This window comes from Dermabacter sp. HMSC06F07, assembly GCF_001807345.1.
Lineage (GTDB): Bacteria > Actinomycetota > Actinomycetes > Actinomycetales > Dermabacteraceae > Dermabacter > Dermabacter hominis.
On record NZ_KV788565.1, the window covers coordinates 1 to 25961 of the forward strand.

The 25961-nt window shown below is 64.8% G+C and carries 17 protein-coding genes; 12 read left to right on the plus strand and 5 right to left on the minus strand.

The genetic code is table 11. The features are described 5' to 3' along the window. The first annotated feature begins 184 nt into the window (after nucleotides 1-184). The 7 genes from HMPREF3157_RS00005 (at nucleotide 185) to HMPREF3157_RS00035 (ending at nucleotide 14747) form a co-directional block, all read left to right on the plus strand. Nucleotides 185-496 (plus strand): hypothetical protein, encoded by a 312-nt coding sequence (locus HMPREF3157_RS00005; protein WP_034371485.1) that lies wholly within the window; start codon nucleotides 185-187, stop codon nucleotides 494-496. Continuing rightward, the gene (locus tag HMPREF3157_RS00010; protein WP_070435164.1) at nucleotides 493-1794 is read left to right on the plus strand and encodes a ubiquitin family protein; all 1302 of its coding nucleotides are present in this window, start codon (nucleotides 493-495) and stop codon (nucleotides 1792-1794) included. The genes HMPREF3157_RS00005 and HMPREF3157_RS00010 overlap by 4 nt, the downstream gene beginning before the upstream one ends. Next, nucleotides 1791-2540 carry a hypothetical protein gene (locus tag HMPREF3157_RS00015; RefSeq protein ID WP_016663640.1) on the plus strand — a complete coding sequence of 250 codons (750 nt, stop codon included), beginning with the start codon at nucleotides 1791-1793 and terminating at the stop codon, nucleotides 2538-2540. Before HMPREF3157_RS00010 ends, HMPREF3157_RS00015 begins: the two co-directional genes overlap by 4 nt. Beyond that, nucleotides 2537-6562 carry a type VII secretion protein EccCa gene (eccCa, locus tag HMPREF3157_RS00020; protein ID WP_070435165.1) on the plus strand — a complete coding sequence of 1342 codons (4026 nt, stop codon included), beginning with the start codon at nucleotides 2537-2539 and terminating at the stop codon, nucleotides 6560-6562. Before HMPREF3157_RS00015 ends, eccCa begins: the two co-directional genes overlap by 4 nt. An 11-nt stretch (nucleotides 6563-6573) precedes the next feature. Then, on the plus strand, nucleotides 6574-7803 hold the full coding sequence (locus HMPREF3157_RS00025) for a DUF6177 family protein (RefSeq protein ID WP_070435166.1): 1230 nt from the start codon (nucleotides 6574-6576) through the stop codon (nucleotides 7801-7803). Between the two features lie 540 nt (nucleotides 7804-8343). Beyond that, entirely contained in the window at nucleotides 8344-11154 is a 2811-nt protein-coding gene (locus HMPREF3157_RS00030) for a PD-(D/E)XK nuclease family protein (protein ID WP_070435167.1), read from the plus strand. Continuing rightward, nucleotides 11151-14747, plus strand: coding sequence for a UvrD-helicase domain-containing protein (locus tag HMPREF3157_RS00035; RefSeq protein WP_070435168.1), 3597 nt, complete (start codon nucleotides 11151-11153; stop codon nucleotides 14745-14747). Before HMPREF3157_RS00030 ends, HMPREF3157_RS00035 begins: the two co-directional genes overlap by 4 nt. Here HMPREF3157_RS00035 and HMPREF3157_RS00040 read toward each other — a convergent pair. Together HMPREF3157_RS00040 and HMPREF3157_RS00045 are read right to left on the minus strand one after the other, a co-directional pair. After that, nucleotides 14744-15442 (minus strand): amylo-alpha-1,6-glucosidase, encoded by a 699-nt coding sequence (locus HMPREF3157_RS00040; RefSeq protein WP_070435169.1) that lies wholly within the window; start codon nucleotides 15440-15442, stop codon nucleotides 14744-14746. The two genes, HMPREF3157_RS00035 and HMPREF3157_RS00040, sit on opposite strands and share 4 nt — an antisense overlap. Before the next feature lie 15 nt (nucleotides 15443-15457). Beyond that, nucleotides 15458-16477, minus strand: a complete 1020-nt coding sequence (locus HMPREF3157_RS00045; protein ID WP_070435170.1) for a hypothetical protein — start codon at nucleotides 16475-16477, stop codon at nucleotides 15458-15460. Between the two features lie 276 nt (nucleotides 16478-16753). Between HMPREF3157_RS00045 and HMPREF3157_RS00050 the strand changes: the two genes are divergently transcribed. The 4 genes from HMPREF3157_RS00050 (at nucleotide 16754) to HMPREF3157_RS00065 (ending at nucleotide 22915) form a co-directional block, all read left to right on the plus strand. Beyond that, nucleotides 16754-20179, plus strand: coding sequence for a DEAD/DEAH box helicase (locus tag HMPREF3157_RS00050; protein WP_246816463.1), 3426 nt, complete (start codon nucleotides 16754-16756; stop codon nucleotides 20177-20179). Then, the gene (locus HMPREF3157_RS00055; RefSeq protein ID WP_070435172.1) at nucleotides 20176-21030 is read left to right on the plus strand and encodes an ADP-dependent NAD(P)H-hydrate dehydratase; all 855 of its coding nucleotides are present in this window, start codon (nucleotides 20176-20178) and stop codon (nucleotides 21028-21030) included. Before HMPREF3157_RS00050 ends, HMPREF3157_RS00055 begins: the two co-directional genes overlap by 4 nt. 82 nt (nucleotides 21031-21112) lie before the next feature. Further along, nucleotides 21113-22129, plus strand: coding sequence for a TerC/Alx family metal homeostasis membrane protein (locus tag HMPREF3157_RS00060; RefSeq protein WP_016663649.1), 1017 nt, complete (start codon nucleotides 21113-21115; stop codon nucleotides 22127-22129). 54 nt (nucleotides 22130-22183) lie between these two features. Continuing rightward, a complete protein-coding gene (locus tag HMPREF3157_RS00065; RefSeq protein WP_016663650.1) occupies nucleotides 22184-22915 on the plus strand; it encodes a VIT1/CCC1 transporter family protein in 732 nt (243 codons plus the stop codon). Between the two features lie 8 nt (nucleotides 22916-22923). Here HMPREF3157_RS00065 and gluQRS read toward each other — a convergent pair whose 3' ends face one another. Genes gluQRS through HMPREF3157_RS00080 form a run of 3 tightly spaced genes read right to left on the minus strand, consistent with a single transcriptional unit; the run spans nucleotide 22924 to nucleotide 25244 of the window. Beyond that, entirely contained in the window at nucleotides 22924-23937 is a 1014-nt protein-coding gene (gluQRS, locus tag HMPREF3157_RS00070) for a tRNA glutamyl-Q(34) synthetase GluQRS (protein ID WP_070435173.1), read from the minus strand. Beyond that, nucleotides 23924-24496 carry a GNAT family N-acetyltransferase gene (locus tag HMPREF3157_RS00075; RefSeq protein WP_070435174.1) on the minus strand — a complete coding sequence of 191 codons (573 nt, stop codon included), beginning with the start codon at nucleotides 24494-24496 and terminating at the stop codon, nucleotides 23924-23926. The genes gluQRS and HMPREF3157_RS00075 overlap by 14 nt, the downstream gene beginning before the upstream one ends. Beyond that, nucleotides 24489-25244 carry a hypothetical protein gene (locus tag HMPREF3157_RS00080; protein ID WP_070435175.1) on the minus strand — a complete coding sequence of 252 codons (756 nt, stop codon included), beginning with the start codon at nucleotides 25242-25244 and terminating at the stop codon, nucleotides 24489-24491. The genes HMPREF3157_RS00075 and HMPREF3157_RS00080 overlap by 8 nt, the downstream gene beginning before the upstream one ends. 175 nt (nucleotides 25245-25419) lie before the next feature. Between HMPREF3157_RS00080 and HMPREF3157_RS00085 the strand changes: the two genes are divergently transcribed. Further along, nucleotides 25420-25956 carry a peptidylprolyl isomerase gene (locus HMPREF3157_RS00085; RefSeq protein ID WP_016663654.1) on the plus strand — a complete coding sequence of 179 codons (537 nt, stop codon included), beginning with the start codon at nucleotides 25420-25422 and terminating at the stop codon, nucleotides 25954-25956. The last annotated feature ends 5 nt before the right edge of the window (nucleotides 25957-25961 follow it).

Sequence of the window (25961 nt, forward strand, 5' to 3'; positions counted from 1 at the left end):
GGACACACGTCCCGTTATCTGACCGTTACACAAAACCACAACGTCCTGACGGTGTCACGCCAATCCACCAAAAGGTTCCGTTATGTTCCCGTAATGTTCACCCAAGTGGCCTATCTCAGGGATTGTGTGCACAATGGCTCTCGCATATTGACCGCTGACGCGCTCAGCAGGGGGTTTGGACTGCGTGTACACCTATGATGACCAGCTTCTCGACGCCGTTAAGGTGCGCCGGAAACGGCTTGCCCAGGCGCTTTTGCACCGGTCGGAGAGGCTGCGTCGGACGTGGACGGACGGCCTCGGCACGATGCTCGCCAGTATTTTCTTCGCCGTCCTCGCGTGTGCTGTATGCGTAGCCGTGTCATTCGTTATGCATCTCCTCGCGACCGACACGACCTTTAAACGACAGCCCATGCAGGGCACGTCGATTACCACTCCCGCCACACCTCCCACTACGCCGGCTTCCACGCCGAACACTGCTGATGAGGACAAGCAATGACCCAAAGCCCTTACGTTCGCCTCACTATTCGCGGAAGTGAGCGCGCTGCGGACGTGATCGTCCCCGGCTCGCTCACGCCCGCCGATGTGATCCCCGAGTTCATTGAGCTCGTAGGCGAAACCACGAAAGTTTCAAGCCTCGGCCTTTTCACGGTCCTCGGCGCGCGACTTGAACACACGGTTCCCGTTGGTGAGCAAGAGCTTCTTGACGGCCAGGTTGTGCAGGTTCTGCCTCTCGCCGATGCTCCCTTGGAACCGGTCGTCCACGACGTCGTCGATCGCCTCACGTCCATCGATGTCCGGGGTTTATGGAACGACACCAGCCGCCCGTGGGTGCTTGGGATTCTTTCCACTGTCCTTCTCCTTCTTTCCCTGTGGTTCATCCCCGGTGCGTTTTCCCGCCCGTGGTGGCCCGTCGCGGGAATGTACGCGCTCACCATCGTCACCGCGGCGCTGAAGGTCCACACCCTTGCGTGGCCGCTGTACGCGGGCTCGCTCCTGCTCACTTTCCTCGGAGGGATCAACTTCGAATTCGGGAGCAAGGAGAGTGCGATTTGGTGGCTTAGCGCGTTCGCGGCAAACCTTGCAGTGTTTGGAGTTCTCCGCCGACGCTTCCTTGCGCTCGGCACTGCCCTCGCCACCCTTGCCGCAGGCATCGGTATCTTCATCCTGTCGACAACGCTCGGTGCAACGGCCGAGCAGGCTGGTGCGATTGTTGCAGTGATCGCTCTCGCGGCGCTCGGCCTGGTGCCGCGCTTCGCGATGCAGGGGGCAGGTCTCTACAAGGTCCAGGATGCCCTCGCCGAGGACGAGGACGTGAAAGTCAAGCGCGTCGATGTCGCTATTTCAGAGGCGTACGAGGCTCTCTCCATGTCGGTCGTCGTTCTCGCGGTGATCTTGGCTATCTCCCTCGGTCTTGCGTCGGCCCTCGTCGTGGAGAACATCTTCGCGGCAATCACCGTGGCAGCCGTCGCCATTGCCATGGTGTTCCGCACTCGTCACTTCCCGTTCGCGCTCCACCGGGCCGTTCTGTGGGGCGCCGCAATCGTGACTGGTGTGTGTTGCGCCCAGGCGATTGTCGCGTCGAAACCCGACCTTTCAGTTTGGCTCGGCGTGGGCGTCATCGTTGTGGCGATCGCTGTGTACACGGTCCCGCGTTTCGCCTTCCGTAGCTCCGTGAACTCAGCCCTTGGACGTCGCATCTCCGGCGTAATTGAACGCATTTGCACGCTCGTGACCGTGCCTGCGCTCGTCGGTATTTTCGGTGTGTATAGCGAATTGTTGAGGACTTTCCAGTGAACCAAAAAGACCGCGCACTCAAGATCAGTAAACGCAAGGGCGAAGGCGGGGCGCGTCGTGCGCTGCGCCGAGTGACCGGATGGATCGGCAACGACGAGACCCCGACTCGCATCGCACAGGCACAACGCGATGAGCAACTGCCCATCACGACCGGGCGCCGCATCGCTTTTCTCGGTGCCCACGGCGGCGCAGGCGCGACCTCGCTCCTCGTCGCGAGCGCAGGCTACCTCGCGCAGGCGCGCGGCGGTTCGGTGACCGTCGCCGGACTGCGCTCGACGAGCGACCTTGCGTGGTTCCTCGGTGAGAACTACCACCAGCGAGGTCTTCGTCTTCAGCAGACCCCTCTCCTGCAGGCGCGTGAATCGATCGGCGAGATCTCGCGATCGCAGCAGGTGCTTCTCGTTGACTGCGACTCACACGTGAATGACGACGAGCTTTCGATGCTCATGCCGCACGTGATTGTCATCGTGGGCCGCCGTACCGTGCAGGGCATCGAGAAGGTCGAGAACATTCGTGAGGCTCTCGGTGACAAGCACGGCGCTACTATTCGTTTGCTTCGCGAGACCCCGGAAAGCGGCCTTGGAAAGCCCCGCGGCGGCATTCAGCTCGGCGACCTCGTGGTCATCCCGCAGGATCAGCATCTCGCGGGCGACTCCCACGTTCGTATCGCCAACATTTCGGAACCCTCCCGCGTCGCAATAGAGGAGCTGGGTGCGCTCATGATGCAGTTGGCGGTCAGTCGGTGAGTACACGAATCGTCCACCGTCCCGCCCGAACCTCGCCTTCGGCCCCGGGGATCACACGCCACGAGATCGAGCTGCCGCCGGCGCTGCCCGAGAACGATGGCACGGCGAACTTCCTCATGCTGATCCCCATGCTCGGTGCCGCGACGAGTATGACCCTCATGATGCTGTTCAGGGGCTCCGCCCTCGCCGCAATCGGTGCCCTCATGATGATCGTGACGGTCATCGCGTTCGTCATCATGTTTATGAGCAACCGTGGTCGCACAATCAGGCGTCGGCAATCCCTCCGCGACCGGTACCTGACCTACCTCGACCGTCAATCGAGCGAGCTCTTTGAAGCCGAGCAGCATCGGGCCGAGCTTGCGCGCGCAGCTGAACCCCACCCCGGGGCTCTTCTGTCACTCGCGCGCTCCACCTCCAGGCTGTGGGAGCGCCGCCGCGACGACCAGGACTTCATGCGCTTGCGGCTCGGTACGGGCTTCGCGCCGGCGGTCGAATTCGAACGCGTCGGCGAAGATAACGCGATGAGCCTCGACGATGAGTTCATGTCGAGCGAGCTGGATCGCGTCGAAGCTCGTTTTTCGACGATGCCCGATGCGCCCGTGACCATCCCGTTCGATTCCGTGGGCAACGTGAGTATCGTGGGCGATCAGCCGTTCTGCCGTCGCATTGCCGTACTGCTCACGAGTCATGCGGCAGCGCTATCCTCGCCCGAGGACATCCAAATGGCTCTCACCTACCCCGAGGGCGAAGCGCGCGAATTTTGGTCGTGGATGACGTGGCTTCCGCACATGGCTGACCAGTCTCGTGCGACTCAGCACGGTCCCATTCGCCGCATCGCGAAGGATGAGCGACAGCTCGGAGAGGTGCTGCGCCCCGAGCTTCACCGACGCCTCACGGAGGCCGCGCAGCTTCGACGCAATCTCGGTGGTGGCAACATCTCGAGCACCATGGCGCGCATGTGGATCGTCTCGGACCATCACGGAGAAGATGCGCTCGATCTTCCCATCGGCGACCGCGAGGTGCGCCCGTCGGACGTCGGCCTTACGATGCTGCACCTGCTTGCGAGTCGCGAACACGAGCCCGACGACATCACGCTTCGCATCAGCCCCTCATCGGTCAAGTCCGATGAGGCGATCATCGAGCGCTACACGTCGCGAGATCAAGAGCCGGAGCGCCTCACGGTGAAGCTCGACGAATTCACGCACGAAGAGGCGAGGGCGCTCGCGCGCTATCTCTCCGGCGTTCGCCTCGCACCCGACTCGCTTGAACACGACGAAACGCAGCAAGCACTGCGCGCCTCGGACCTTCTTGGCGTCGGCGAACTCACGAACATCAACCTTGAGGAAGCGTGGGCCCCGCGCCCCCGCTCGAGCTTCCTGCGCGTACAGATCGGTACCGACGACCAGGGCGCTCCGGTCATGCTCGACCTCAAGGAGTCGGCACAGTACGGCATGGGGCCTCACGGTCTCGCGATCGGTGCGACCGGTTCCGGTAAGTCTGAGCTCCTGCGCACCTTGGTGCTCGGCCTCGTCACGGGACACTCGCCGGCGGACGTCAACATGGTGCTCATCGACTACAAGGGCGGTGCAGCCTTCGCGCCGTTCGAGAATCTCCCGCACGTTGCGGGCGTCATCACGAACCTTGGCGACGACGCGAACCTCGTGGAGAGGGTGTACGCGAGCCTCGAGGGCGAAGTCAAACGCCGCCAGCAACTCCTGAAGGACGCTGGAAGCCTCTCGGATATTACGACGTACCGGCGTCGTCAGGCGGCCGACGGTGGCGAACACATGGAGCCGCTTCCGCATCTGCTCGTGATCATTGACGAGTTCGGCGAGCTTCTGACCGCCCGCCCGGACTTCATCGATCTGTTCCTGTCGATTGGCCGTATCGGTCGTTCGATCGGTGTGCACTTGCTTCTGTCGAGCCAGCGCATCGAGGGCGGCAAGCTTCGCGGCCTCGAAACCTACCTGTCGTACCGCATCGGTCTTCGTACCCTGTCGGCGGCCGAGTCGCGCACCGTGATCGACACGGTTGATGCGTTCTCACTTCCGCCGTTGCCCGGTTACGGCTATCTCAAGGTCGACACGACGACCTACACGAAGTTCCGTTCGGGCTACGTGTCGGGCCTCTTGCCGGCGCAAGAGGATGAGATGGAGGTTGCGGACCTCCCTCACGTCTCCCTTATCGATGAGTTTGCCGTCCTCGATACCGATTCGGAGCCCGATAAGAAAGCTGCCCCGGGCGGCGCCGATGATGAGGACGAAGAGGGGGACACGATTCTCTCGACCGTCGTTGCCCAGCTCGAGAAGCAGCCTCGCGTCACGCGCCCCATCTGGCTCGACCCGATCGACAAGGTCATTACGCTCGACCAGGCTGCCGGCAAGCCCATGGCTACGAGGCGTGGTCTGCGTCTGCCGAAGGACAAGCTCCTCTCGGTGCCGATTGGCATGATTGACGATCCGGCGCGTCAGTGGCAGGGCAAACTCAACCTCGATCTTGCTGGCCCAGGCGGTCACGTCTTTATCGTGGGTGCTCCCCGTTCAGGCAAAACGACGGCACTCCACACGATCGCGGCGTCGCTCGCGCTCACGCATCCTTCCGCGGAGGCGATAGTGTACGGAATTGACCTTCTCGGCTCTGGTCTCATGGCAATCGAGAAGCTTCCGAACGTTGCGGGCATCGCGACTCGCCAGCAGCGCGAGGCCGTGCGCCGCACGGTCGAAGAGGTTCAGGCGGCTATGCAGGCGCGCGAGCTTTTGCTCCACCAAAGCCAGCTTCCCGACCTCGAATCGGTACGGCGTGCGGCGGGCCTCGACGTTGATCCGAAGCTCATGAGCGAGATCGTGCTGCTCGTTGACGGGTTCGGCCAGTTCAACGAGGAGTTCAACGACCTCGAGGAGAACATCAAGGACATCGTCCGCCGCGGTGCTGGCCTCGGTGTTCACGTGGTCGCGACCGGTTCGCGCCTCAATGACGCGCGACTGACGATGCAGACCTACTTCGGTAACCGCCTCGAACTGCGCCTCACCGACCCGGGTGAGTCGAGCGTTGCGCGTAAGCTCTCGGCGACGATTGCCGCTGACCGACCTGGTCAGTGCTTGACCTCGAAGAGCCTGTTCGGCCAGATCGCGCTCCCGCGCATCGACTCGAAGGCGGACCGCGAAACGACCGTCGAGGGGCTTTCCAACCTCGTCGAAGCGGTTTCGGCATCGACCACGGACCGCGCGCCCAAGGTGCGCCTGCTTCCGACGGTTGTCACGCCCGATCTGCTCGAGCAGAGCGAATCGAAGAATCTCATCCCGATCGGCCTTTACGAGGGCGACCTCGGCACGGCGCAACTCGACGTGGAAGGCACCGACTGGAACATGGTGCTCCTCGGCTCCAACAAGATGGGCCGCACAAGCATGCTCAAGTACATCGCGCGCGAGATGATGAAGCGGTGGAGCGAGGAGGAGCTGGTCTTTGCCGTATTCGATCCCCGCAGGAACCTCGCGGATGCCATCCCCGAGCCCTATCTCGGCGGGTATGCGGCTTCCGCGACCCTGGCTGAGCAGCTCGTGGCCGCCATTATTCCCGAGCTTAAGAAGCGCGTTCCCGGCTCACCCGAAGCGGCGGAGGCCGAGGGTGAAACGCAGCCGCGCATCGTTCTGCTTATCGATGACTATGACGTGCTCACGGCCGGAAGCATGAGCCCACTTCAAGCTCTTCAGCCGTTCCTCGCGATGGGGCCGGAGATCAACCTCTCCGCGATCATTGCTCGCCGTGTCGCGGGTGCTTCGCGCGGTCTATACGAGCCGGTGTTCAACACGGTGCGTGAGAGTGGTGCGACGGGCTTCATGTTCTCGGGCGACCGTACTGAGGGCCTCCTCCTCGGTGGCGAGCGCGCCCGATCCCTCCCGACGGGCCGGGCTCGCATGTTCCGCATGGGGCAGCCGGGTGAAACTGTTCAGATCGTGTACGAGGGTGGAGATGAGGAAGTGACGCACTCGCGTGGCTTCGGCAGTCCACATGCAAACAACTGAGAGGTGAAGGCATGAACCAGCAGGCCATTGTGCGGCTTCACAGCCCGCGCGAGTGGGAGGCCGAGCGCCTCGCCGATGTCGTGAGCGCCGTGTTTTCGCCCGATCACGAGATGTGGTCGACTGACTGTGATGCGGTCGCGATTACTGACGGCACGTCCAACATCCCGCCCATCTGGTTCGTTGACGATGCGGTCATCGCCGCTCCCTACTATGCGGCCGAGATCGTCGGGCCACGCGCCGAGACGATCGCACTCGCGAAAGCATGTGCGCGTGCATTCTCTGCGAGCGCGAGCGACGTGAGCATCGACGTGGACCTCGTGGACGATGCGGGCTGGGCGAACCGGACCCCGCGGGAGCAGATCAGCCGCGGTGAATACTACGAGGACGACACGCCTCTTGTGCCGCGCGTGATCGACATGCCCGTCGAGGTCATCGAGTACAGCCCGTGGATCTCCGCGCTCATCGCGAGTGCGCAGGCCGAGCCCCATTCGCTCATCATTCGCACGCCGGAACGTACGCGCATCACCCCGTACATGCGCCGCATTTTCGAGACGTTCCAGGTGCTGTGGATACGCGAAACCGCCGATGGGCCCGTCGAGGGGATCACGGGCCTCGGGTACGACTGGACGAGTAATGGCGTTCTCGAGCATGCGGAGGGGCGCAGCGTTGCGCACTTTACCCCGCAGAGTTTGCGCATTCGGCTCCAGGTGCTTCACCCCCTTGACGACACGGAGGCGGTGGGCGAAGCAAGCGAGCGCCTTCTCGCGGCAACCGTCGGACTCCCGAGCGTGCGGGTGGGGCGAAGTGAAATTTCTCGTGCGCCGTGGGATCGCGAGGCCGTGGTGGGTATGTCAGCGGAGGCATCGCCCGCGATGATCACGTGGTGTCTGAGCGGGCCGGAGATGCGCGGGACGCTTGATCTTGTGCCGTCTAACCAGGGAGTTCTCGAGGATATTTTCCTTGAGCTTCCCGTGGGGGAGTCGAGGCTGAGCAGCGCCGATGCGCGCGCACTCTGGGATCAGTTCAAGGAATACATGCCGCTCGGCTTCGTGATTGCCGAAGGCATGGAGGCTACGACTCGGCTCGTGCACGAGTCGGCAGAGCACGCGTTGAAGGACGACCTGGAACCGTGGGAGGGCGGCTTCGGCTACCTCGGCTACCTCGGTGGTAACCCGGCTGGGGAGAATGCGGGGGAGGAGTCCGACGCTTCCGTGGCCTCCGGTGAGGCTGCGCCCGAGTAATCCAGGACCGGCACCCGGAAGGGGCCGGAGATGTAGAGAAGCGCCCGTCGGACCCCCTCCGCCGGGCGCTTCTCGTACCGCGGAAATCCCCTCACCGCGGCACCGCCCCACCCGCGCGATGGTGTTAGCGGCGGGTGGCGATGTGAACGCCGCTTGGCGGCGCGGGCCTGAGCCCTCGTTTGTGAAGATGAGGAACGCGGTTCAGTCACGGGAGACCCGCGACACGAACAACATCACGAATATATAACAGTCGCTGGTCAAGTGCTATTCAGAGACATCGTTTTGGGAAATTAGGGCATGTGTGCTCCGCCACTTTGGCGCTAGCTGCCGTGTTTTGGCTGCGCAGAGCCGGGACTATGAGGCTCGCGCCGCGGCGTGCTGGCCACCAGGGACGGCACACAGGTAGGGCAGCGCTCGGGTTGGGCTCCTCGGGTCGCCTTCGGCTTGCGGTTGAGGGCGGGTCCGACGGTTGCCGGTTTAAATGTCTCACCCCCGGGATACCGTTGTGGGCGTAACGGGAAACGGTCGAGAGGGGCCCTCGTGAAGATTCGATTTGGCTGGCTTGCCGATGGCGCCGCGTGGGCGTCGCGCGATGGCGCGGAGCGTACGTGGGACATGGTCGCGGGGCCGCGAGAGCTCGTGGGGGTGCTGCTTACGCGGCTGGGGCTGCGCCATCCGGAAACGTCGCACGCGGTGAGGGTCGCGCGCATGCACCGCCTTCTCGGCGAGGTGGATCACTCGTGGTATCGGCGCTCGCGAGAGCTGGATCCGTGGAACACAGCGCGCGTGCTGCTTCGGCTACGCGATGAGGCGCTCGAATTGGGGTGGCGCGCGCCGGAGCCTCGCCGACTTGATGGAGCACGCCAGCCCCGGCTTCAGGTGCTCGCGTCTCTCGAACAGGCCATTGTCGTGGGCGTCGAAGGGGTTCCCGGTGCGAATTTGCCACCGGGGTTTGCCGATGATCTCGCGAGTGTTCACGCCGAGCTCGAAGAGCTTGCGGCTTCGAGCGAGGTGTGGCCACTCGGGATCGAGGCCATCGAGTGCGCCGAGGACCCTCGCAGTCTCCCCGGCCGCTGGCCGGCGATTTTTACGCTCCTCTCGCGCTGCGGTGTCGAGGTGACGGTCCGCGAGGAAGATGCACGCGTGCCCGATTCACTGTCGATCGTGCGTGCGCCGCAGGAACTTTCGGCCGGAGAAGTCGCCGCGCAGATCCTCGAAGACGCATGCGCGGGCGAGGGCACGGTGACCGTGCTTGCAAGTAGGGGAACACTCCCGCTTGACCTGTCGTTGACGCGGCGCGGCCTTCCGCCCGTCGCGCATGCGCCGTCGGAATTGCCACGGCTTGCCGCACAGATCGTGCCGCTCTTTCTCGAGGCGAGTAGCGCGCCCGTGAACGTGCAGGCGCTTGTGGAGTTCCTCAGTGTCGAGGTTCCGTGCGAGAAGGGGCGGGAACCTGCGGGGGAGGGGCAAGCGTCGGCCCCCGTGCTGCCGTGGAAGGTGACCCGCGCGCTCCTTCGCGCCCTCGGAGAGGAAGCGGGGATCGACGCGAGCGATCCGCATTCGGCCTTCTCGCGGGCGCTTGTGGAAATAGCTGCGGATCCCGAAGTCGGCACACACAATGTCGCGATCGTGCGTGAGCTGTGCGCGTTCACCGCTGAAACGCCAGGGGAGCGCGTGGCGGTCGGTGCTCTCGACAGGCGCCTCGAGTTTCTCGAGGCACGAGTGGAATCGATGTCGAGAGCGGCCGGGCCCGCGAAGAGCGTTATTCGCCAGCACCTCGCGACCCTTCGCGATCTCGTGGACCTCGTGGGAGGGCCCTCGCTCAGTGAGCGCGAGCTGCGCGACCTCGTCTCGGCATCCGCACCTTCGGCACGGTCGGTGCTTGCACGTCCATCCGTCGCCCCGTGGGAAACGGCGATCAGCGAGGCGCACGTGGATGGAGGGACGGTGGTGTGGTGGGGCGCCGCGGGAGTCCAAGGAAGGCGCAGTGCCACGTGGGACCGTTCGGAAGTTGAACTGCTCGAAGAGGGCGGGGCGCGCGTCATTGAACCGGAGGCACTCGAGGCACTTGAGATGGGCACGAAACTGCGTGCGTTGAGTCGAGCCTCAGCGATCATCGCCGTCGTTGCCGATGTCGTGGACGGCGAGCGTGCGAGCCTCAACCCTGCACTCGCGCCGATCGCGGGAGCATGGCTTGACGCCCACCCCGAGATCAAGGCTCTGGACGCGAAGCAATCGGATCCCACGCAGCACCGGGCGCTCACGATCGATGCGCGTCAATGGGCCGCGCGACGGCTCGAGGCGGGGTTGCTCGACACAGTGCCCGAGCTTCGATTCATGCCGCCATCAACCCTCGCGCGCGACGTGACGCCCGGCATGCACCTCATGCCAGAACGCCTGTCGTTTACGCAGCTCGAAAAGCTTCACCGCGACGCCCTTGAATGGGTGCTCCGCTATCCGTTCGGCATCAAACCGGGCAGCGCCGCAAGTGTCCCGAGCGGCAACCGCGCGATAGGTACGCTCGTGCACGCCGTTATCGAAACTCTCGTCAATGACAAGCGCGTGCCGCCAAGCTACGAGGTTCCCGAAAGCACCGTCGAGGAACTCGTGGAACGGCTCGTCCCCCGGTACGCGAGCCCCCTCGACCTCCCCGGCAACGAGGCTCTGCGCGCGTACGTCCTACGGCGGGCGAAAACAAGCATCGGCATGCTGTTTCGCACGCTCCGCAGCGCGGGCATCAGCGTGCTTCAGATCGAGCACGCACTCGAAGGCGTGCCCCTCGCCCTCACGGTGGAAGCCGCCGGCGCACCCCAGCGGTTCACCGCGCCCCTCTTCGGTTCGATCGACTTCACGGGAATCGACGAGAATGGGAGCCCCGTTCTCCTCGACTTCAAATGGACGAACAGCACGTCGCGATACGCGAACTACGTCGCCACACACGAAGCGCTCCAGCTTGCGACCTACGCGTGGGCGTACGGCGCACAGAGAGGTGAGATGCGCGAGCCGCGCTCCGGATATTTCATGCTGCGCCACGCGGAGTTCGTGACCCTCGACCGGGGCCTCGGCGGGCGAGGGGAAAGCGGCGAAACATCCGACGGAAGCCTCGCCCTTTTCGAGCGGCTTCGCGCCACGATCGAGGATGAACTGAGCGCGATTGCCCAAGGCCGCGTCACGAGTGCGCTGGGGGACATCGCCCTTGCCAGCGGTCTTTCGCCCCTCGACACCGCCCACAAAAAAGCCGCGGCGGAACTTGCCGAGGAACGCGCGCAATCGGGGCGCGTATTCGTCGACGCTAACGCCGCCTACAGCGACTACTGCCTGCTCACGGGACTCACGGGAGACTACTCATGACCTTCACCGTCATCACTGCGTCGGCGGGATCCGGCAAAACCTATACCCTCACCACGCGACTGGCTGATGCGCTCGCGGGCGGCGTGCGCACGAGCGAAATCATCGCGACCACCTTCACGGTGAAGGCCGCGGCCGAGCTCCGCGAGCGTCTCCAAGTACGTCTTCTCGAGCTCGGGCACGTGGAGCAGGCGAACGAGATCGGCTCGGCACTCATTGGCACGGTCAACTCGATCGCGGGAAGCATCGTTCAGGACTACGCGATCGACATGGGGCTTAGCCCCGAGCTGCGAGTGCTGAGCGAAGAGGAAAGCGAACTCATTTTCACGGCGTCGATCAACCACACCATCGCCGAGATCGAGGAGCGCGAGCACAAGCTTCTTGCTCGACTCGGATACGAAGGGGCGCCAGACCAAGGCGCGAACTCGTTTGAGCGCGATGAATCGTGGGCGAGCGCCGTGACGAGCATGACGAGGCTCGCTCGCACGAACGGCATCAAACCCGCCGAACTCGAGCGCAGTGCCGAGGAGTCAATCACCGCTTTCCGCTCGATGATCCATGAGGCGGGCTACGAGAGTGGACCCGATCAGCGCGGAGCCTGGCTGCGAGTTTTCGAAAGTTGCCTCGCAGAACTCACGGCGGATCGCGACGCGGCACGTGCGGCCGAAGCCCAGGGCGAGGAGCTTACGCATTGGCCGAGCGACGGCGAGCCTGCGAAACGGGTCTCGTCGACACTTGGAAACATCGAGGGATCGATCGTGACGCTCGAGTCGCTCTACCGTCGCATGAACCGCGGCATCGAGGACGTGCCGTGGACGCAGTGGATGGCACTCGCAGACGTGACGAAAGTGCGCCCGGCCCACGGAGGCAAAAAACCCGGTGCGCGACCCCAGGCTGTCCTCGCACCGCTTGCCGACCTCATCCTTGGCGCGAGCGACGGCGTGGGGGTTCTCGGTAATAAGGCCTTCCTCGCGGACGTCGAGAAACTGATTCGGCTCGCGTTCTCGACTGCGGCGCACGCGCTCGAAGCGTATGCCGAGCACAAGGCAGCACTGGGCGTCATGGATTTCGCCGATCAAGAGATCCTCGCGCTCGATCTCGTCACGAACAACGAACGCGTGCGCTCCTCACTCAAGAGCCGGTTTCGCTTCCTCGCCGTTGACGAATTTCAGGACACGTCCCCGATTCAGCTCGAGCTCTTCATGCGCCTTGGCGACCTCGTCGAGGATGTCGTGTGGGTGGGGGATCAAAAGCAGTCGATCTACGGCTTTCGCGACGCAGCCCCCGAGCTCATGTCGGGCGTCGTCGATGCCGTGCGTGAGGGCCGCGGAGGGTTCGCTGGCGGAAACGTCGAGGCGCTTACCGATTCCTATCGAAGCTCTGAGCCGCCGCTCGCCCTCACAAACGCCCTGTTCACGGCAATCTTTCGAGACATGAAGCCATCGACTGTCGCGCTTGACGTGCCCGGTGCCCGCGAGAACACGCGGCACGAGGGCCGCGTGGAGCTGTGGAAGGGCCCCGAGAACCTGCCACGCGCGAAGGACGCAGCATTGCGAAGCTCGATCGCGATGGGCATCCACGCGCTCCTTACCTCGGGCGCCACAATCGCCGGAGAGCCCCTGACGCCCGGTGACATTGCCGTGCTCGCGAGAGGCGGGGGAGCGCTTGCCACCGTGACGGACGCGCTTGAAACACTCGGCATACCCACGACTGGCGCGAAGCGTGATCTATGGACCGGGCGCGAAGCGCACATGATGCGTGCCAGCCTTGCGTCCCTCCTCGACCCGAACGACACGCTCGCACTCGCCGAGCTGGTGAGCCTCGTGCCGGAGCATGCGTCGCACGAAAGCTGGTTCCACGAGCTTGGCGCACTCCCCAATCGTGCTGAGCGAGCGCGGCGAATGCGCACCTGGCGGGAGGATTCCGCACTTGCGGGCCTCGAAGCCCTGCGTGCGCGCGCCGCTCAACTCAGTCCGAGCGAAGTCGTCCTTGCCCTCATCGATGCGCTCGAGCTTCCCCGGCGCGTCAAGCAGTGGAGTGCGAGCGAGGAGCGACTCGCTGTTCTCGATGCCCTTCATTCGCTTGCCCGCGAATACGAGGAGGAGTGCGCGGGCAGAGGCCGCGCCATGGGCCTTGCCGGCCTCGGGGCCTTTCTGGCGGAGCACGGCAAGGAGCACAGGCTTGCGCACAACCCGAACGCCGTCACCGTCAGCACCATCCACGGTGCAAAGGGCCTGCAGTGGCCCGTGGTCGTCACGATCGTTCCCGAGAAAGCGAAAAATGTTCGAGACGCGGTCACGGTGCGGCCGAGGCCAGCGTCGGAATTCGATCCCGAACACCCCCTTACCGGTCGAGCGCTGCGCTTTAACCCGATCATCAACGACTCTTTCGTGCCCATGGCAAAGGCACTCGCACACGATAGCGATGTGACGCGCGCGCGCCTCGCCAACCGCGCGGAGGAGGCCCGCATCCACTACGTTGCGCTCACGCGAGCGAAATATCAGCTCGTTCTCGCAGGTCACAAAGACCTTACCGAGACGCTGTACGCGCAGTTTTCGCCCGAGGTTCTCGAGGCGGAAATCGCAGAAGCAGCCTCGTGGACGCCCGAGCGGGACGAATCCATGAAGGCCGTGAAGGAACGCAAGGAGGCTCGGGATCAGAAGGCCACGTATTCGCTCAAGCTCGCGGAGAATTCCGACGGCTCCGCGGCCCTCACCGTGACCGGGGCGCGCGTCCCGGCCGGCCTGCCGGGCCAGAGCGAGCCTCACTGCGCCGCTGATGCTGACGACAATGCCCAGGCGAACGAGTGTGAGTGCGGTCCTCGCGTCTCAACGATCCCCGTGACGGTTCTCCACCACGAGACCCCAGGCGACGCCGATGACCCCGATTCGCCTCTCGAACCGTACCGCCGGGAGCGAAGCCCACTCGCGGCGGAACCCACGGCGGCTCCCACGGGGGCGCCGTCCAGTTTCATCGAGCACGAGGGCGGCCTTCCCGCGCGTTTTGCCGCGAGCGCCGTTGATTCCACTGGCATCGACGCGCGAGTCACGATTCACGCGAAGCTCGGCGCCCCGCTCGTCGGGGAGGGCGGAACGCACCGAGAACTCGTAGGCGAAGCCGTCCACGCCTACCTTGCGACCCCGTACCCGCAGCTACCGCGCGAGCGCCAACTCACCCTCGCCCGGAGGATCACCGAACGATGGCTCGGCACAAATCCTCTGCTCAAAGCGAAGGTCACGCCCGAGGTCATCGTTGAGGCCGGCGAGCGATGGCACGCCTGGATCACGCGTGAGTTCCCGGGGCACACCGCCGGCACCGAGGTTCCGGTGGCGTGGTGGAATGCCGACGGTCAAGCCATGGAAGGCTGGATCGACTCGCTCCTGACCCTCGAGAACGGTCGCAGCATCGTCGTGGATCACAAAACGAATTCGCGGACCGAACCAGCCGACGTCCTCGATTTCATTCGCCGCGAATACGTGGGCCAGCTCGCGACCTACCTGAACGCCCTCGAGGAGCGCACGGGGCTTCGCCCCGATTACGCCCTCGTGCATCTCCCACTCAGCGGGTACGTTGTGAAAGTCGAGGTCAAGGCCTAGTTTCGTACGGGGAGCAGCCCGAGCGCGTCAGCGATCGGAACGGCGCTGGCCGCAGCCCACGCCTGCGGGCGGCACGATGCGGGATAGGGCAGCGGCTGCTGCACGGCAACCGTCGGATCCCCCGCAAACAGTTCGGGCAAGCGCCAGTCGAAGCCCTGCGCCGCCCGCACGAGCGACCGCGCAGTCTGCCGTGCCTCGCTTGTGAATCCCGCGCGCATGGCTTGGCGCATGATGAACGCCGTGTCGTGACTCCACACGCTGCCACCGTGGTAGCGGGTCGGGAAGTACGCGCTGTTGTCGCTCGAGAGGGTGCGGATGCCAAAGCCCGTGAACATCGTCGAGTCCATGAGCCGGTCGATGACGAGGCGCTCTTCGCGCTCATCGAGGAGTCGCGCGGCCACGAGACCGGCTTCATAGGCGTAGCCCTGCACCTCGGCGAGGGCGATCGGGCCCTCAGCAATCGTGCCGTCCGCGAAGCGCACGGAATCGCCCGAGTCCTTCCAGCCCTGGTTCGCAAGGCCGTGGCCGGATTCGTCGATGTATTCGAGGAACAGGTCGCCGTCGGCGTCGGCGTGATCGAGGAGCCAATCGGCGGCGCGCGCAACGTTGTCCGCAAGGGCTGACGGAGTCCCTAACGAAACCAGGAGAATCTGTCCCCAACAATTGTGGCGGAACTCGATCTCATACCGCCACAAACGTGGGGGTTAGTTTCATAGGGCACCAGCTGCGTCGTTGCCCGTGTCGCGCAAGCGCTCGACCCAACGCTCGTGGAGCACGCTCGCGGGGCTTTGGTCTTCCTCAGCAACGCCGGGTTCGAGGGGTTCATAGGTGAGGTCCTCATTCACGTCGTCATCGGCGACGTTGAAGCGCAACACGATACGGGTAGGAACTGGCTCGCCCGCGGCCTCAAGGGCGTCCTGGAAATCGGCCGTGTTTTCGGTGAGCGGTTCGAGGAGATACTCGACCTGCTCCTCGATCGGGCTTTCGAGCTCGGGGATTGCTTTGCCGAGCTCGTGCGACCGGACGATGGCGCCGTCGATCTCGTATACGGCGTTCACCGAGACGGCTCCGCCGAGGTGGGCAACGACCCATACGCGCTGAAGTGAGTCGTGGCAGTCGGCGAAGCTATAGGCGACCTGTAAGCAGTATGCCGACCACTGGTCGAAAGGTGTCTCGCAGTCGGTGGGGTCCGTCGGCTCGAACTCGATAGTGGTGGCGTGAGCGTCCTGTTCGTCGCCGGGTTCCTCGGGGAGTGCGGATGCAGAATCATCGCCGGTCTCGCGTAGTCGCTCTATCCACCGCTCGATGAGTTCGGTGTTGCTCACCTGCTTCTCTTCGGGAACTCCGGGTTCGAGCGAGTCGTAGGTCATGCTCGCTGTCAGTTCCTCTTGCTTGACGTCGTAGCGCAGCACGATGCGAGTGGGCAGCGGCTCGCCCGCTTCGACGACTGTGTTTCGCAGTTCGACCGAGTTCTCGAGGAGGGGATCGAGAAGTTCTCCCTGCGCGTCGGGGGAGCAGTCGAGTTCAGGAATCGCTTCGTCGAGGTTGTGGGGCTCGTAAATGCGACCCGCGACCTCGTAGGCGGCGTGTGGCGTCACGGTTGTACCGAGGTGCGCGATCACCCAGAGTCGGTCGAGTGCCTCGTGGCCGTCGGCGTAGGTGTAAGCGAGTTGCATGCAGGCGGGTGCCCACTCTTCGAATTCGTTCTTGAATGTGCCCTGGTTCACCATGGCTCAAGGCTAAACGGTCGCGCCTGGAGGCTCCTCGAGGTCGCGCGAATCTAAACCCAACGTTTGCGGCGGAACTCAGCCGAATTGCGCCACAAACGTAGGGTTTAGTTTTCTAGGCCGGTACCCGGGGTCCCGGACGCCGGGTCGGGGCAGGGAAACGGGGCCCCGGAACGCGGGATCCCGGGCAGGGGGCGGCGCAGGCTCGCCCCTCGGCTAGGGAGCGGAGGGCTCTTGGTGGTCCGACGGTGCCTTTTCCTGGCCTGTACCCTGGAAGTTATGGCTTCTTCCGCGCGCACCCCTCAGCCGCCCTTTCCCCTCGTGCCGAAGGCCCTCATCGAACCGGTGTTTGGGCGCGTCGTCGTGGAGCGCGCGGCAGATTACGCGAATGACGACCATGTTCGCCTTCCCAACTGGGTAACGACCTCGACCGGGTCGAAGGGCGAACTCATCGGCGTCGTGCACGGTCGCGGCCCGGATCCCTACCGGGCGCGGGTGTCGCTCCACCATGTCGACGATGACGAAAGCGAGACCGAGGGGGCGCTTCCCCTGTGGATTCCCGTGCAGTCGACGTGTTCGTGTCCCGTGGTCATGAACTGCAAGCACGGCGCGGCGCTTGCCCTGTGGTCGGGGCGGCAGGCGGAGGAGTGGGCGGAGGCCCGCGAGGCGGAGCCTGAGGAGCAGGCAGCGTCGTGGCTCGAGACCCTCGCACCGCTCTTGCGGGCGAGCGAGGAGGAGACGGAGGATACGACCCCTCTTGCGCTCGGCTTCGAGCTCAAAGCCGAGCAGCTCACGAAGACGAGGTTTTCGTGGGGGTATGAGCCGTTCACGATGGCTCACCTCGAGGCGGGCAAGAGCGTGTATCTGTCGATCCGCCCGCTGCGTCGCGGCAAGCGCAACAACTGGATCAAGTCGGGGCTGTCGTGGCGGACGTTCGAGTACCGCATGAACGGTCGAGGCTTCGATCCCGCGCATGCTGACGCCTTGACCAGGATCTTTGCGCTGTCGGAGGCGGATCGCAGCCATACGGCCACGGTTGAGCAGCTGTGGATCAACCAGTTCCGCTCGCCGATTCTGTGGGAGGCTCTCGCGCGCGCTCGCGAGGCGGGGGTGGCGTTTGTGGGATTGGAGAACGTTGGCGAGGTCCGGCTTGGTGAGGGGGCCGACGTCGGCCTCGACCTGACCGGCGCCGACGATCTCACGGTGCGGGCCCTCGCCCATATTGACGGCGAACCGAGGCCCGAGGCGCGCATGCTCGGTTCGAACGGCGTCATCGACATCCGCCAGGGCGCTCGCGACTCGTTCGATATTGAATTCGCGGGGACCGGCGCCCCCGTGCCGATGCCCGTGCAGAAACTCCTCGAGGCACGCACTCGCATCGACGTGCCGAAGAGTGAACGCGAGGCGTTCTTTGATAGCGCGCTTCCTCGCCTGAACCGCGTCACGAGCGTCGCAAGCGGCGACGGAAGCGTCACGATGCCCGCGCCGAAAAAGCCGCGGCTGCAGCTCGAGGTCGCCTACAGCGGTGCGAACACGGTTGCACTCGCGTGGTCGTGGTTCTACCCCTCAACTCGGAATCGCTACGGCGTGTACCAGCAGGGTGGTGCTAGCCGCGACCGCGACTACGAGGATGAGCTTCTTGCCGAGGTGCGTGAGCTGTGGCCAACGGTCGGCGGCGCGCGCCCCGATGACCGCGCACCCGAAGGCACCGAAAAGCTGAGCGACGTGGACACCGCCCACTTCACGACGCGTGTTCTGCCCGAGCTCGAAGCGATGGACGGCATCGACGTCACCGTTTCAGGCACGCGCCACACCTATCGTGAACTCGATGGCGATCCTTCCGTGCGCGTGAGGCAGACCGAGAATCCTTCGAAGAATGATTGGTTCGACCTTGGTTTCGAGGTCACGCTCGAGGGCAGAACGATCCCGTTCCCCTCCCTTTTTGTGGCGCTCGCGAAGGGGCAGTCGACGCTTCTGCTCGAGGACCGCACCTATTTTTCGCTTGAGCATCCCGCATTCGATGCCCTGCGCGCCCTCATCGCCGAGGGGGAGGCCCTCGCGGAATGGAACCCCGAACGCCAGCAGATCTCGAAGTATCAGGTGGGGTTCTGGGAGGATCTCGCCGACGCGGCGGATGCGACCGAGGCTGCCGACGGTTGGGAAGAAACCGTCGGGAAACTGAAGAACCTCGAGGCCATCCCCCATACGCCCATTCCAGCCGGGCTGCGCGCGAAGCTGCGCTCCTACCAGCGTGAGGGCTTCGAGTTCCTTGCGCTGCTGTATTCGCTCGGGCTCGGCGGGATTCTCGCCGATGACATGGGCCTCGGCAAAACCCTCCAGGCGCTCACGCTTATCCAGCACGCGCGAGAGACGGCGAGTGTGGGGGAGGGGAACGGCTCGGTGGTGGTGCACGCGGGGGAGACCTCCGCCCAGGCAAGTGCAGGTCCGACGCCTGCCGGCCCCCATCGCCCCTTCCTCGTCCTGGCGCCGAGCAGCGTCATCGGAGTGTGGCAGGCGGAAGCCGAGCGCTTCACGCCCAACCTGAAGGTCGCGCTCGTGGATCGCACGAGGCGCGCCCGAAAAACGGAGCTGCGACGCGAAATCGAGGGCGCCGACATTGTCGTCACGAGCTACACGATTGCCCGCATCGATTCAGAGGATTTTGCACGCGAACAGTTCGCGGGCCTCATCCTCGACGAGGCCCAATTCGTGAAGAACCGCGCCTCGCGCATCCATCAAGCGGTCAAGAGGATCAAGGCGCCGTTCCGCCTCGCGATCACCGGCACGCCCATGGAGAACTCCCTCGGAGACCTGTGGGCGATCATGTCGATCGTCGCGCCGGGCGTTCTTGGCCCGCACGTGCAGTTCCGCACCCACTTCACGCAGCCGATCGAATCGGGCGAGCATCCGGAGAAGATGCCCGTGCTTCGCCGCCGGCTGCGACCGTTCATGCTGCGGCGCACGAAGGAACTCGTGGCGAAGGACCTTCCTCAAAAGCAGGAGCAGGTCGTCAAGGTCGAGCTCGAGGGCGCGCACCGCAGGATCTACGATTCGGTGCTTCAACGCGAACGCAAGAAGGTCCTCGGCCTCATCGACGACATGGACAAGAACCGCTTCATCGTGTTTCGCTCGATCACGCTCTTGCGGATGCTCGCGCTCGACCCCGCGCTCGTGGACGATGGCGGCGATAAGAACGCGCCGTCGACGAAGCTCGCGGTTCTTTTCGAGCGCCTCGACGAGGTCGTCGCCGAGGGCCACAGGGTTCTCGTGTTCTCACAGTTCACGAGCTTTCTCGCGCGTGTCGCGGAGCAGCTTCGGGACCGCCAGATCGCCTACCAGTACCTCGACGGTTCGACCCGCGATCGAGCCGACGTCATCCGAGACTTCCGCGAGGGCGATGACCCGGTCTTCCTCATCTCCCTCAAGGCCGGCGGTTTCGGCCTGACGCTCACCGAAGCCGACTACGTGTTTCTCCTCGATCCGTGGTGGAACCCCGCCGCCGAAAACCAGGCGATTGACCGCACGCACCGCATCGGCCAAACGGAACGCGTCATGGTCTACCGTCTCGTTGCGGCAGACACGATCGAGGACAAGGTCCTCGCGCTCCAGGAGAAGAAACGCGCGCTTTTCGATTCGCTTACCGACGGTGGCGAGGCGTTCAGCGCGCAGATCACCGCCGACGACGTCAAGGAGCTCTTCTCGTGACCGGTCTCGACAACCTCGCCCGCTACTGGCCCGCGCCTACCGAACGCGACCACAAGTACACGCGCGGCGTTGTGTGCATGGCGACGGGCAGCGAGCACTACCCGGGCGCGGCGCTCATCGGCTGTGAAGCGGCGGCCCGCTGCGGCGTCGGCATGGTGCGCTACCTCGGGCCCGAAGCCGTCGCGCGCATGGTGATCGCGCGTACACCCGAGGTCGTCCCCGCCGTCGGCCGTGCACAGGTATTCGTGGCTGGCTCCGGATGGGAAGGGCCGGGCCGTCTTGAGGCCGTGCGCGCGTGCATGACGGAAACCTCGCCGGGTGCCCATCTGGTCGCGGATGCGGGCGCGCTTGGACCCGCCCTGGCGCGTGCGAATTCCCACGGTTTCTCCGCCCGCCTCGTCCTCACCCCTCACGCGGGGGAGGCCGCGGCTCTGCTCGACGGCTGGGACCGTGGCCGCATCGAAGCCTCACCACGCGAGGCGGCCGAAACCCTAGCCGAGCGCACCGGTGCGACGGTGATCCTCAAGGGACACACGACGTGGATTGCCGCGCCGGGGACCGACACTCTCGCGGTCACATCGCCCACGACGCGCCTCGCGACCGCGGGAACGGGCGATGCGCTCGCGGGCATCACCGGGGCGTTGCTGGCGCTCAACCACGCACAGATCGCGCAAGGGCTTGAGCGCGGCGACCGTCGGACGCTCCTTGCGGTGTGCGAAGCCGCTGTGACCCTGCACGCTCACGCCGCGGCCCTCGCAGCGGGTGAGGGCCACGCGCCGATTCTCGCAAGCGACATTGCGCAGGTGATTCCTGACCTCTTCGCTCGACTCTCGTCCAAGGTGAACACGTAGACTAGACACAATCCGAAGACGGGCGCCCCATGATGTGAGGCGCCCTCGTCATTTCCACCGCCCCCAGCCCGAAGGGACCCCGATGGGTGAGATTTCCCTGCAGTTCGAGGTCATTTCGCTGATCGTCCTCGTTGCGATCCTCGTTATCGACCTTCTCCTCGTTCTCAAGCGCCCCCACGTGCCGTCCTTCAAGGAGTGCATCGGCTGGGTCGTGTTCTACGTGGCGCTCGCGCTCATCTTCGCCGTCACGCTCTACTTCCTCGCCGACCACCAGGTCGCGGGACAATTCATCGTGGGCTGGCTCACCGAATACTCGCTCAGTATCGACAACCTCTTCGTGTTCATTGTGATCATGTCGAAGTTTGCTGTGCCGAGGAAATACCAGCAAGAGGTGCTCATGGTGGGCATCATCATCGCGCTCATTGCGCGTGCGATCTTGATTTTGCTCGGCATCGCCGTGATCAATTCCTTCGCGTGGGTGTTTTACATCTTTGCGATCTTCCTGTTCTACACGGCCTATAAGCAGGTCCAGGGCGAGGAAGAGGAGGAGGCCGAGGACGGCTTCGTCATGAAGAAGCTCAAGAAGGCCATCCGCGTTCACGATGAGTACGACGGAAACAAGCTCCGCACGGTGGTGAACGGCAAGAAGGTCTTCACGCCGATGCTGCTCGTGTTCCTCACGATCGGCCTGACCGACGTGATGTTCGCGTTCGACTCGATCCCCGCGATCCTCGGCATTTCGCAGAACCCGTTCATCGTGTTCACGACGAACCTGTTCGCGCTCATGGGCCTTCGCCAGCTGTACTTCCTGCTCGGCGGGCTCGTGGATCGCCTCGTGTACCTCCACTACGGTCTCGCGGCGATCCTCGCCTTCATCGGCCTCAAGCTCGTCATTCACGCAGCCCACGAGGCGCCGCTGTGGCCCGAGAATTCCGGATTCGGACACTTCGTGCACTCGATCCCCGAGATCCCGATCTGGCTGTCGCTCGCCGTCATTGCCGGTTCGATGATCATCGCGATTATCGCCTCGCTTCTGTGGGCGCCGAAGACGAACGACGATAAACCGGCGGCCGCTGTCGAGGGTGGCGAAGGACGCTAAGGGTAGGCTTCCCGGTCTAGCGGGCAAGGTTTTTAGCGACGTAGCGTGAGAGCTATGAGTAGCTCTAGCACCGCCTCAGAAACCTCCTCCGAGGACACCCACGACCGCGCCGCGTCATCGGCGAACCTCAACCGCCTGCGTGCCGGTGTGCTCGGCGCAAACGATGGCATCGTGTCCGTCGCCGGCATGGTCGTTGGCGTCGCCGCCGCAACCCCGACCTTCGGCGCTCTCGCGATCGCGGGTGCCGCCGCGCTCAGTGCCGGCGCGCTCTCGATGGCGATGGGCGAGTACGTGTCCGTTTCGACGCAGCGAGACACCGAACGTTCGCTCCTCGAGCGTGAGCGGCAGCGTCTCGCCGCGGATCCGGAACGTGAACTCGCAGCCCTCGCGGCCTCTCTCGAGGAGACCGGGATCCCCGAAGACCTTGCGCGCGAAGCCGCCGAACGCATGAGCGCGCACGACGCGCTCGACGCTCATGCCCGCGTGCGCTACGGCATTGAAGAAGAGTCGATCGCATCGCCGCTCGGCGCCGCCTTTGCCTCACTCATCGCATTCACGCTCGGCGGCCTCCTCCCGTTGATCGCCGTGCTCGTCACGCCCGTTGCCTTCAAAGTCCCCGCTGTCGTTCTCGCGGTTGTCATCGCGCTCGCCCTCACCGGCTCTATTTCGGCGCGCCTCGGCCAGGCGAAAGCGGGCCGGGCGACGATCCGCACGATTCTCGGCGGCACGGCAGCGATGGCCGTCTCCTACGGCATCGGTACGCTGCTCGGCGTGAGCGTGATTTAGGCGCCGGGTCACTCGCCGGGCGTGTAGATCCATGGCGCTCGCGGCAAGGCGCCAGGGTCGAAGGCCTCGAGGATGTCGCGGGCGCTTCGGCACCCCGGAAGCCCCAGGGAGTCTCCGATGGTTTCGGCGACGGCCTCGGGGCTTTCGCCTTTGGCGAGGCGATCCCTGAGCGTCACGGCCCCGTCTCGCTTGGCGAGCCTCGCCCCATCTGTATTGAGGGCGCGCGGGACGTGAATGTAGGAGAGGCGCGCTGACGGAGGCGGTGGCGAGGCTGTCCCGGCGACCGTCGGGCCCGCGCCGAGGCGATCAGGGTGCGGGAAAAGCCAGGGCGCGGCGTGCGCGAGTAGGTCGGTGAGGTAGGCCTGGCGCGGACTCGAGCTGAGGAGATCATCCCCGCGCACGACCTGATCGACGCCCGTCTCAATATCGTCGACCACCGCCACGAGGTTGTAGGCGAACATCCCATCGCCGCGCACGAGCACGAAGTCGTCGACGTCGCCCAGGGTGTGCCCGGCGTACAGGTCGGTGACCTCGTAGGAGTGCGTATCCGCGCGCAGTCGCAGCGACGGCTCGCGATTCAGCGCGCGCATCTTCGTGCGACCGGCCTCCCGCTCGACTTCGGTGAGGTCCCGGCATGTTCCGGGGTACGCCCCAGGCGGGGCGTGAGGGGCCGACGGCGCCTCGTGAATCTCGCGGCGGGTGCAATAGCACTCGTAGACGAGCCCGCGTTCATCGAGGGCCGCCACGACCCGTCGATACAGGTCAAGTCGCGTCGACTGCCAGGCGACAGGGCCGTCCCAGTCGAGGCCAAGCGCCTCCATGTCCTCGAGCTGCCTCGCGGCGCTTCCTTCCTTCACGCGGTTGAGATCCTCCATGCGCATGAGGAAATGACGGCCGGTGCGGCGCGCAAAAACCCACGCGAGGATGGCCGTACGAAGGTTGCCGAGGTGCAGATCGCCGCTCGGCGAGGGTGCGTAGCGGCCCGCGAAACCGAAGGGCGAGCGGGGATCAGGTGTGGTCATGGAGATCGAGGAGGTAGACGACGTGGGCGCCAGATTCGGTCGGGTCGCTTTCGGAAGAGAGGATGAAGCCGAGGCGCTCGGCGAGGCGGCGCGCGGGAAGGTTGTGCTCCGCGGTAATAAACGCGGCCTCGCGCGGCGCGGTGTCGAGCGCGGCGACCTCGCGAAGACACGTCGTGAGCGCGGCCGTGGCGACCCCGGTTCCCCAGGCCCTCGGCGCTAAACGCACGTAGGTGTTGGCGACCCAGCGCTTCCCGAGCGGCATCGCGGAAAGCCCCGCGACACCGAGGAACTCGCCCGATCCTGCCTCGCGGATGGCGCAGTAACCGAAGCCGTCGCGCTCATGCGAGTCGAGCCACATGCCCAGGACGCGCTGCATCTGGTCGACGGTTTCGAGCGGCCCGATCGTGTCGAGCGTGAACGTGCGCGGATCCGAGTGGAGGAGCCACAGGTGCGGAAGATCCGCCGGCGTGAGAGGCGCGAGGGTGTGCGAGAGAGCCCCGCTCCCACGGCGGGCGTGGGGAACGGGGCTCGTGCTGCTGTGCGGCGGAGTGTCACTCACCCTTGTGGGTGTTTTCCTTCTCGCCATCGGCGAGGGACTCGGAGACGTCGCCGGCCTCGGCTGCAGCTACCGAATCGGAAACTTCGGTCGAATCTTCTTCGCTCACGCCAGCTGCGGGGTAGTGCGAGCGAGCGAAGTCCGCGGGCGGGGCCCACGGATCTTCGACGGGGCGGGTCTTCTGCCAGGCGAGGTAGCCGGCGGTGCCGGCAACCGCGGCAATACCGAGGACGACGAGGACGGTGCCGACCTTCGACTTCTTCTTGTCGGCAACGGGGCTCGTGGTGGCGGCGGTGCGGATCTCGGGCGCGCCCTTCTCCCATTCGGCGCGAGCGGCATCCACAGCGGCGGCAACGACCGCGCTGAGGGTCGTGTTCGCGGCATCCGCCGTGCGGCGAGCGCGGGGGAGGTAGTCAGCCTCGAAATCGCTGCGGAACTTGCGAGCGCGCGGGCCGACGTTGCGATCGAACTCATCAGAAAGGCGGCTCGAAAGCCCGCTCACGCGTGCCTGGCCTGCATCGAGGCCCTTGCGTACGCGCTTTTCAACCTCGGGGGCGTAGTCGCCGTAGAACTTTTCGGCGCGCTTACGCGCCTCCTTCGATGCCTCGTTGAAGAGCGGCCCGGCGTTGTTGAGCGCCTTGTACCACGTGCTCTGCGCGCGCTTTGCCTGCTTTTCGGCCTGCTTCCTCGCGTGCTTTGCGTGCTTCTTCGCGGCCTTCTTGGCCTCGCGCTTGGAATTGGTGAAAGCCATCGCTGACCCTTTCGTTCGTGCGCCGGACTACCCCGGCGGCGGTCTGGAAGTGCGGGTGGTAGCCACGCCGCGATGCCTTAAGCCTACTAGCGGCGCCGCGGTAGATCACAGTTTCTATGCAGAATGACCGAGTGCCACCCGGCGATATTCAGCGAGGGTGTGGGAGGATCGAGTCATGTTTGCAACGCTTCATACGAATCACGGCGATATTCGCCTCGAACTGTTCGCTCACCACGCCCCCAAGACCGTCGCGAACTTCGTTGAGCTCGCGAAGGGCGAGCGCGAATTCACGAACCCGGTCACGGGCGACAAGGAAAAGCGCCCCTACTACGACGGCGTGATCTTCCACCGCATCATCGATGGCTTCATGATCCAGGGCGGCGACCCGACCGGCACCGGCACCGGCGGCCCCGGCTACAACTTCGACGATGAAATCTCGGAAAAGAACTTCAACGAGCCCTACGTTCTCGCGATGGCCAATGCCGGTAAGCGCATGAACGCCATCACGGGCCGCCCCTCGGGCACCAACGGCTCGCAGTTCTTCATCACCGTTGCCCCGACCCAGTACCTGCACGGCAAGCACACCGTGTTTGGTGAGGTTGCCGACGATGCCTCGAAGAAGGTCGTCGACGAGATTGCCAAGGTCGATACCGACATGCGTGATCGCCCGCTCGAAGACGTCGTCATCAACTCGGTGACCATCGAGGACTGACCCGA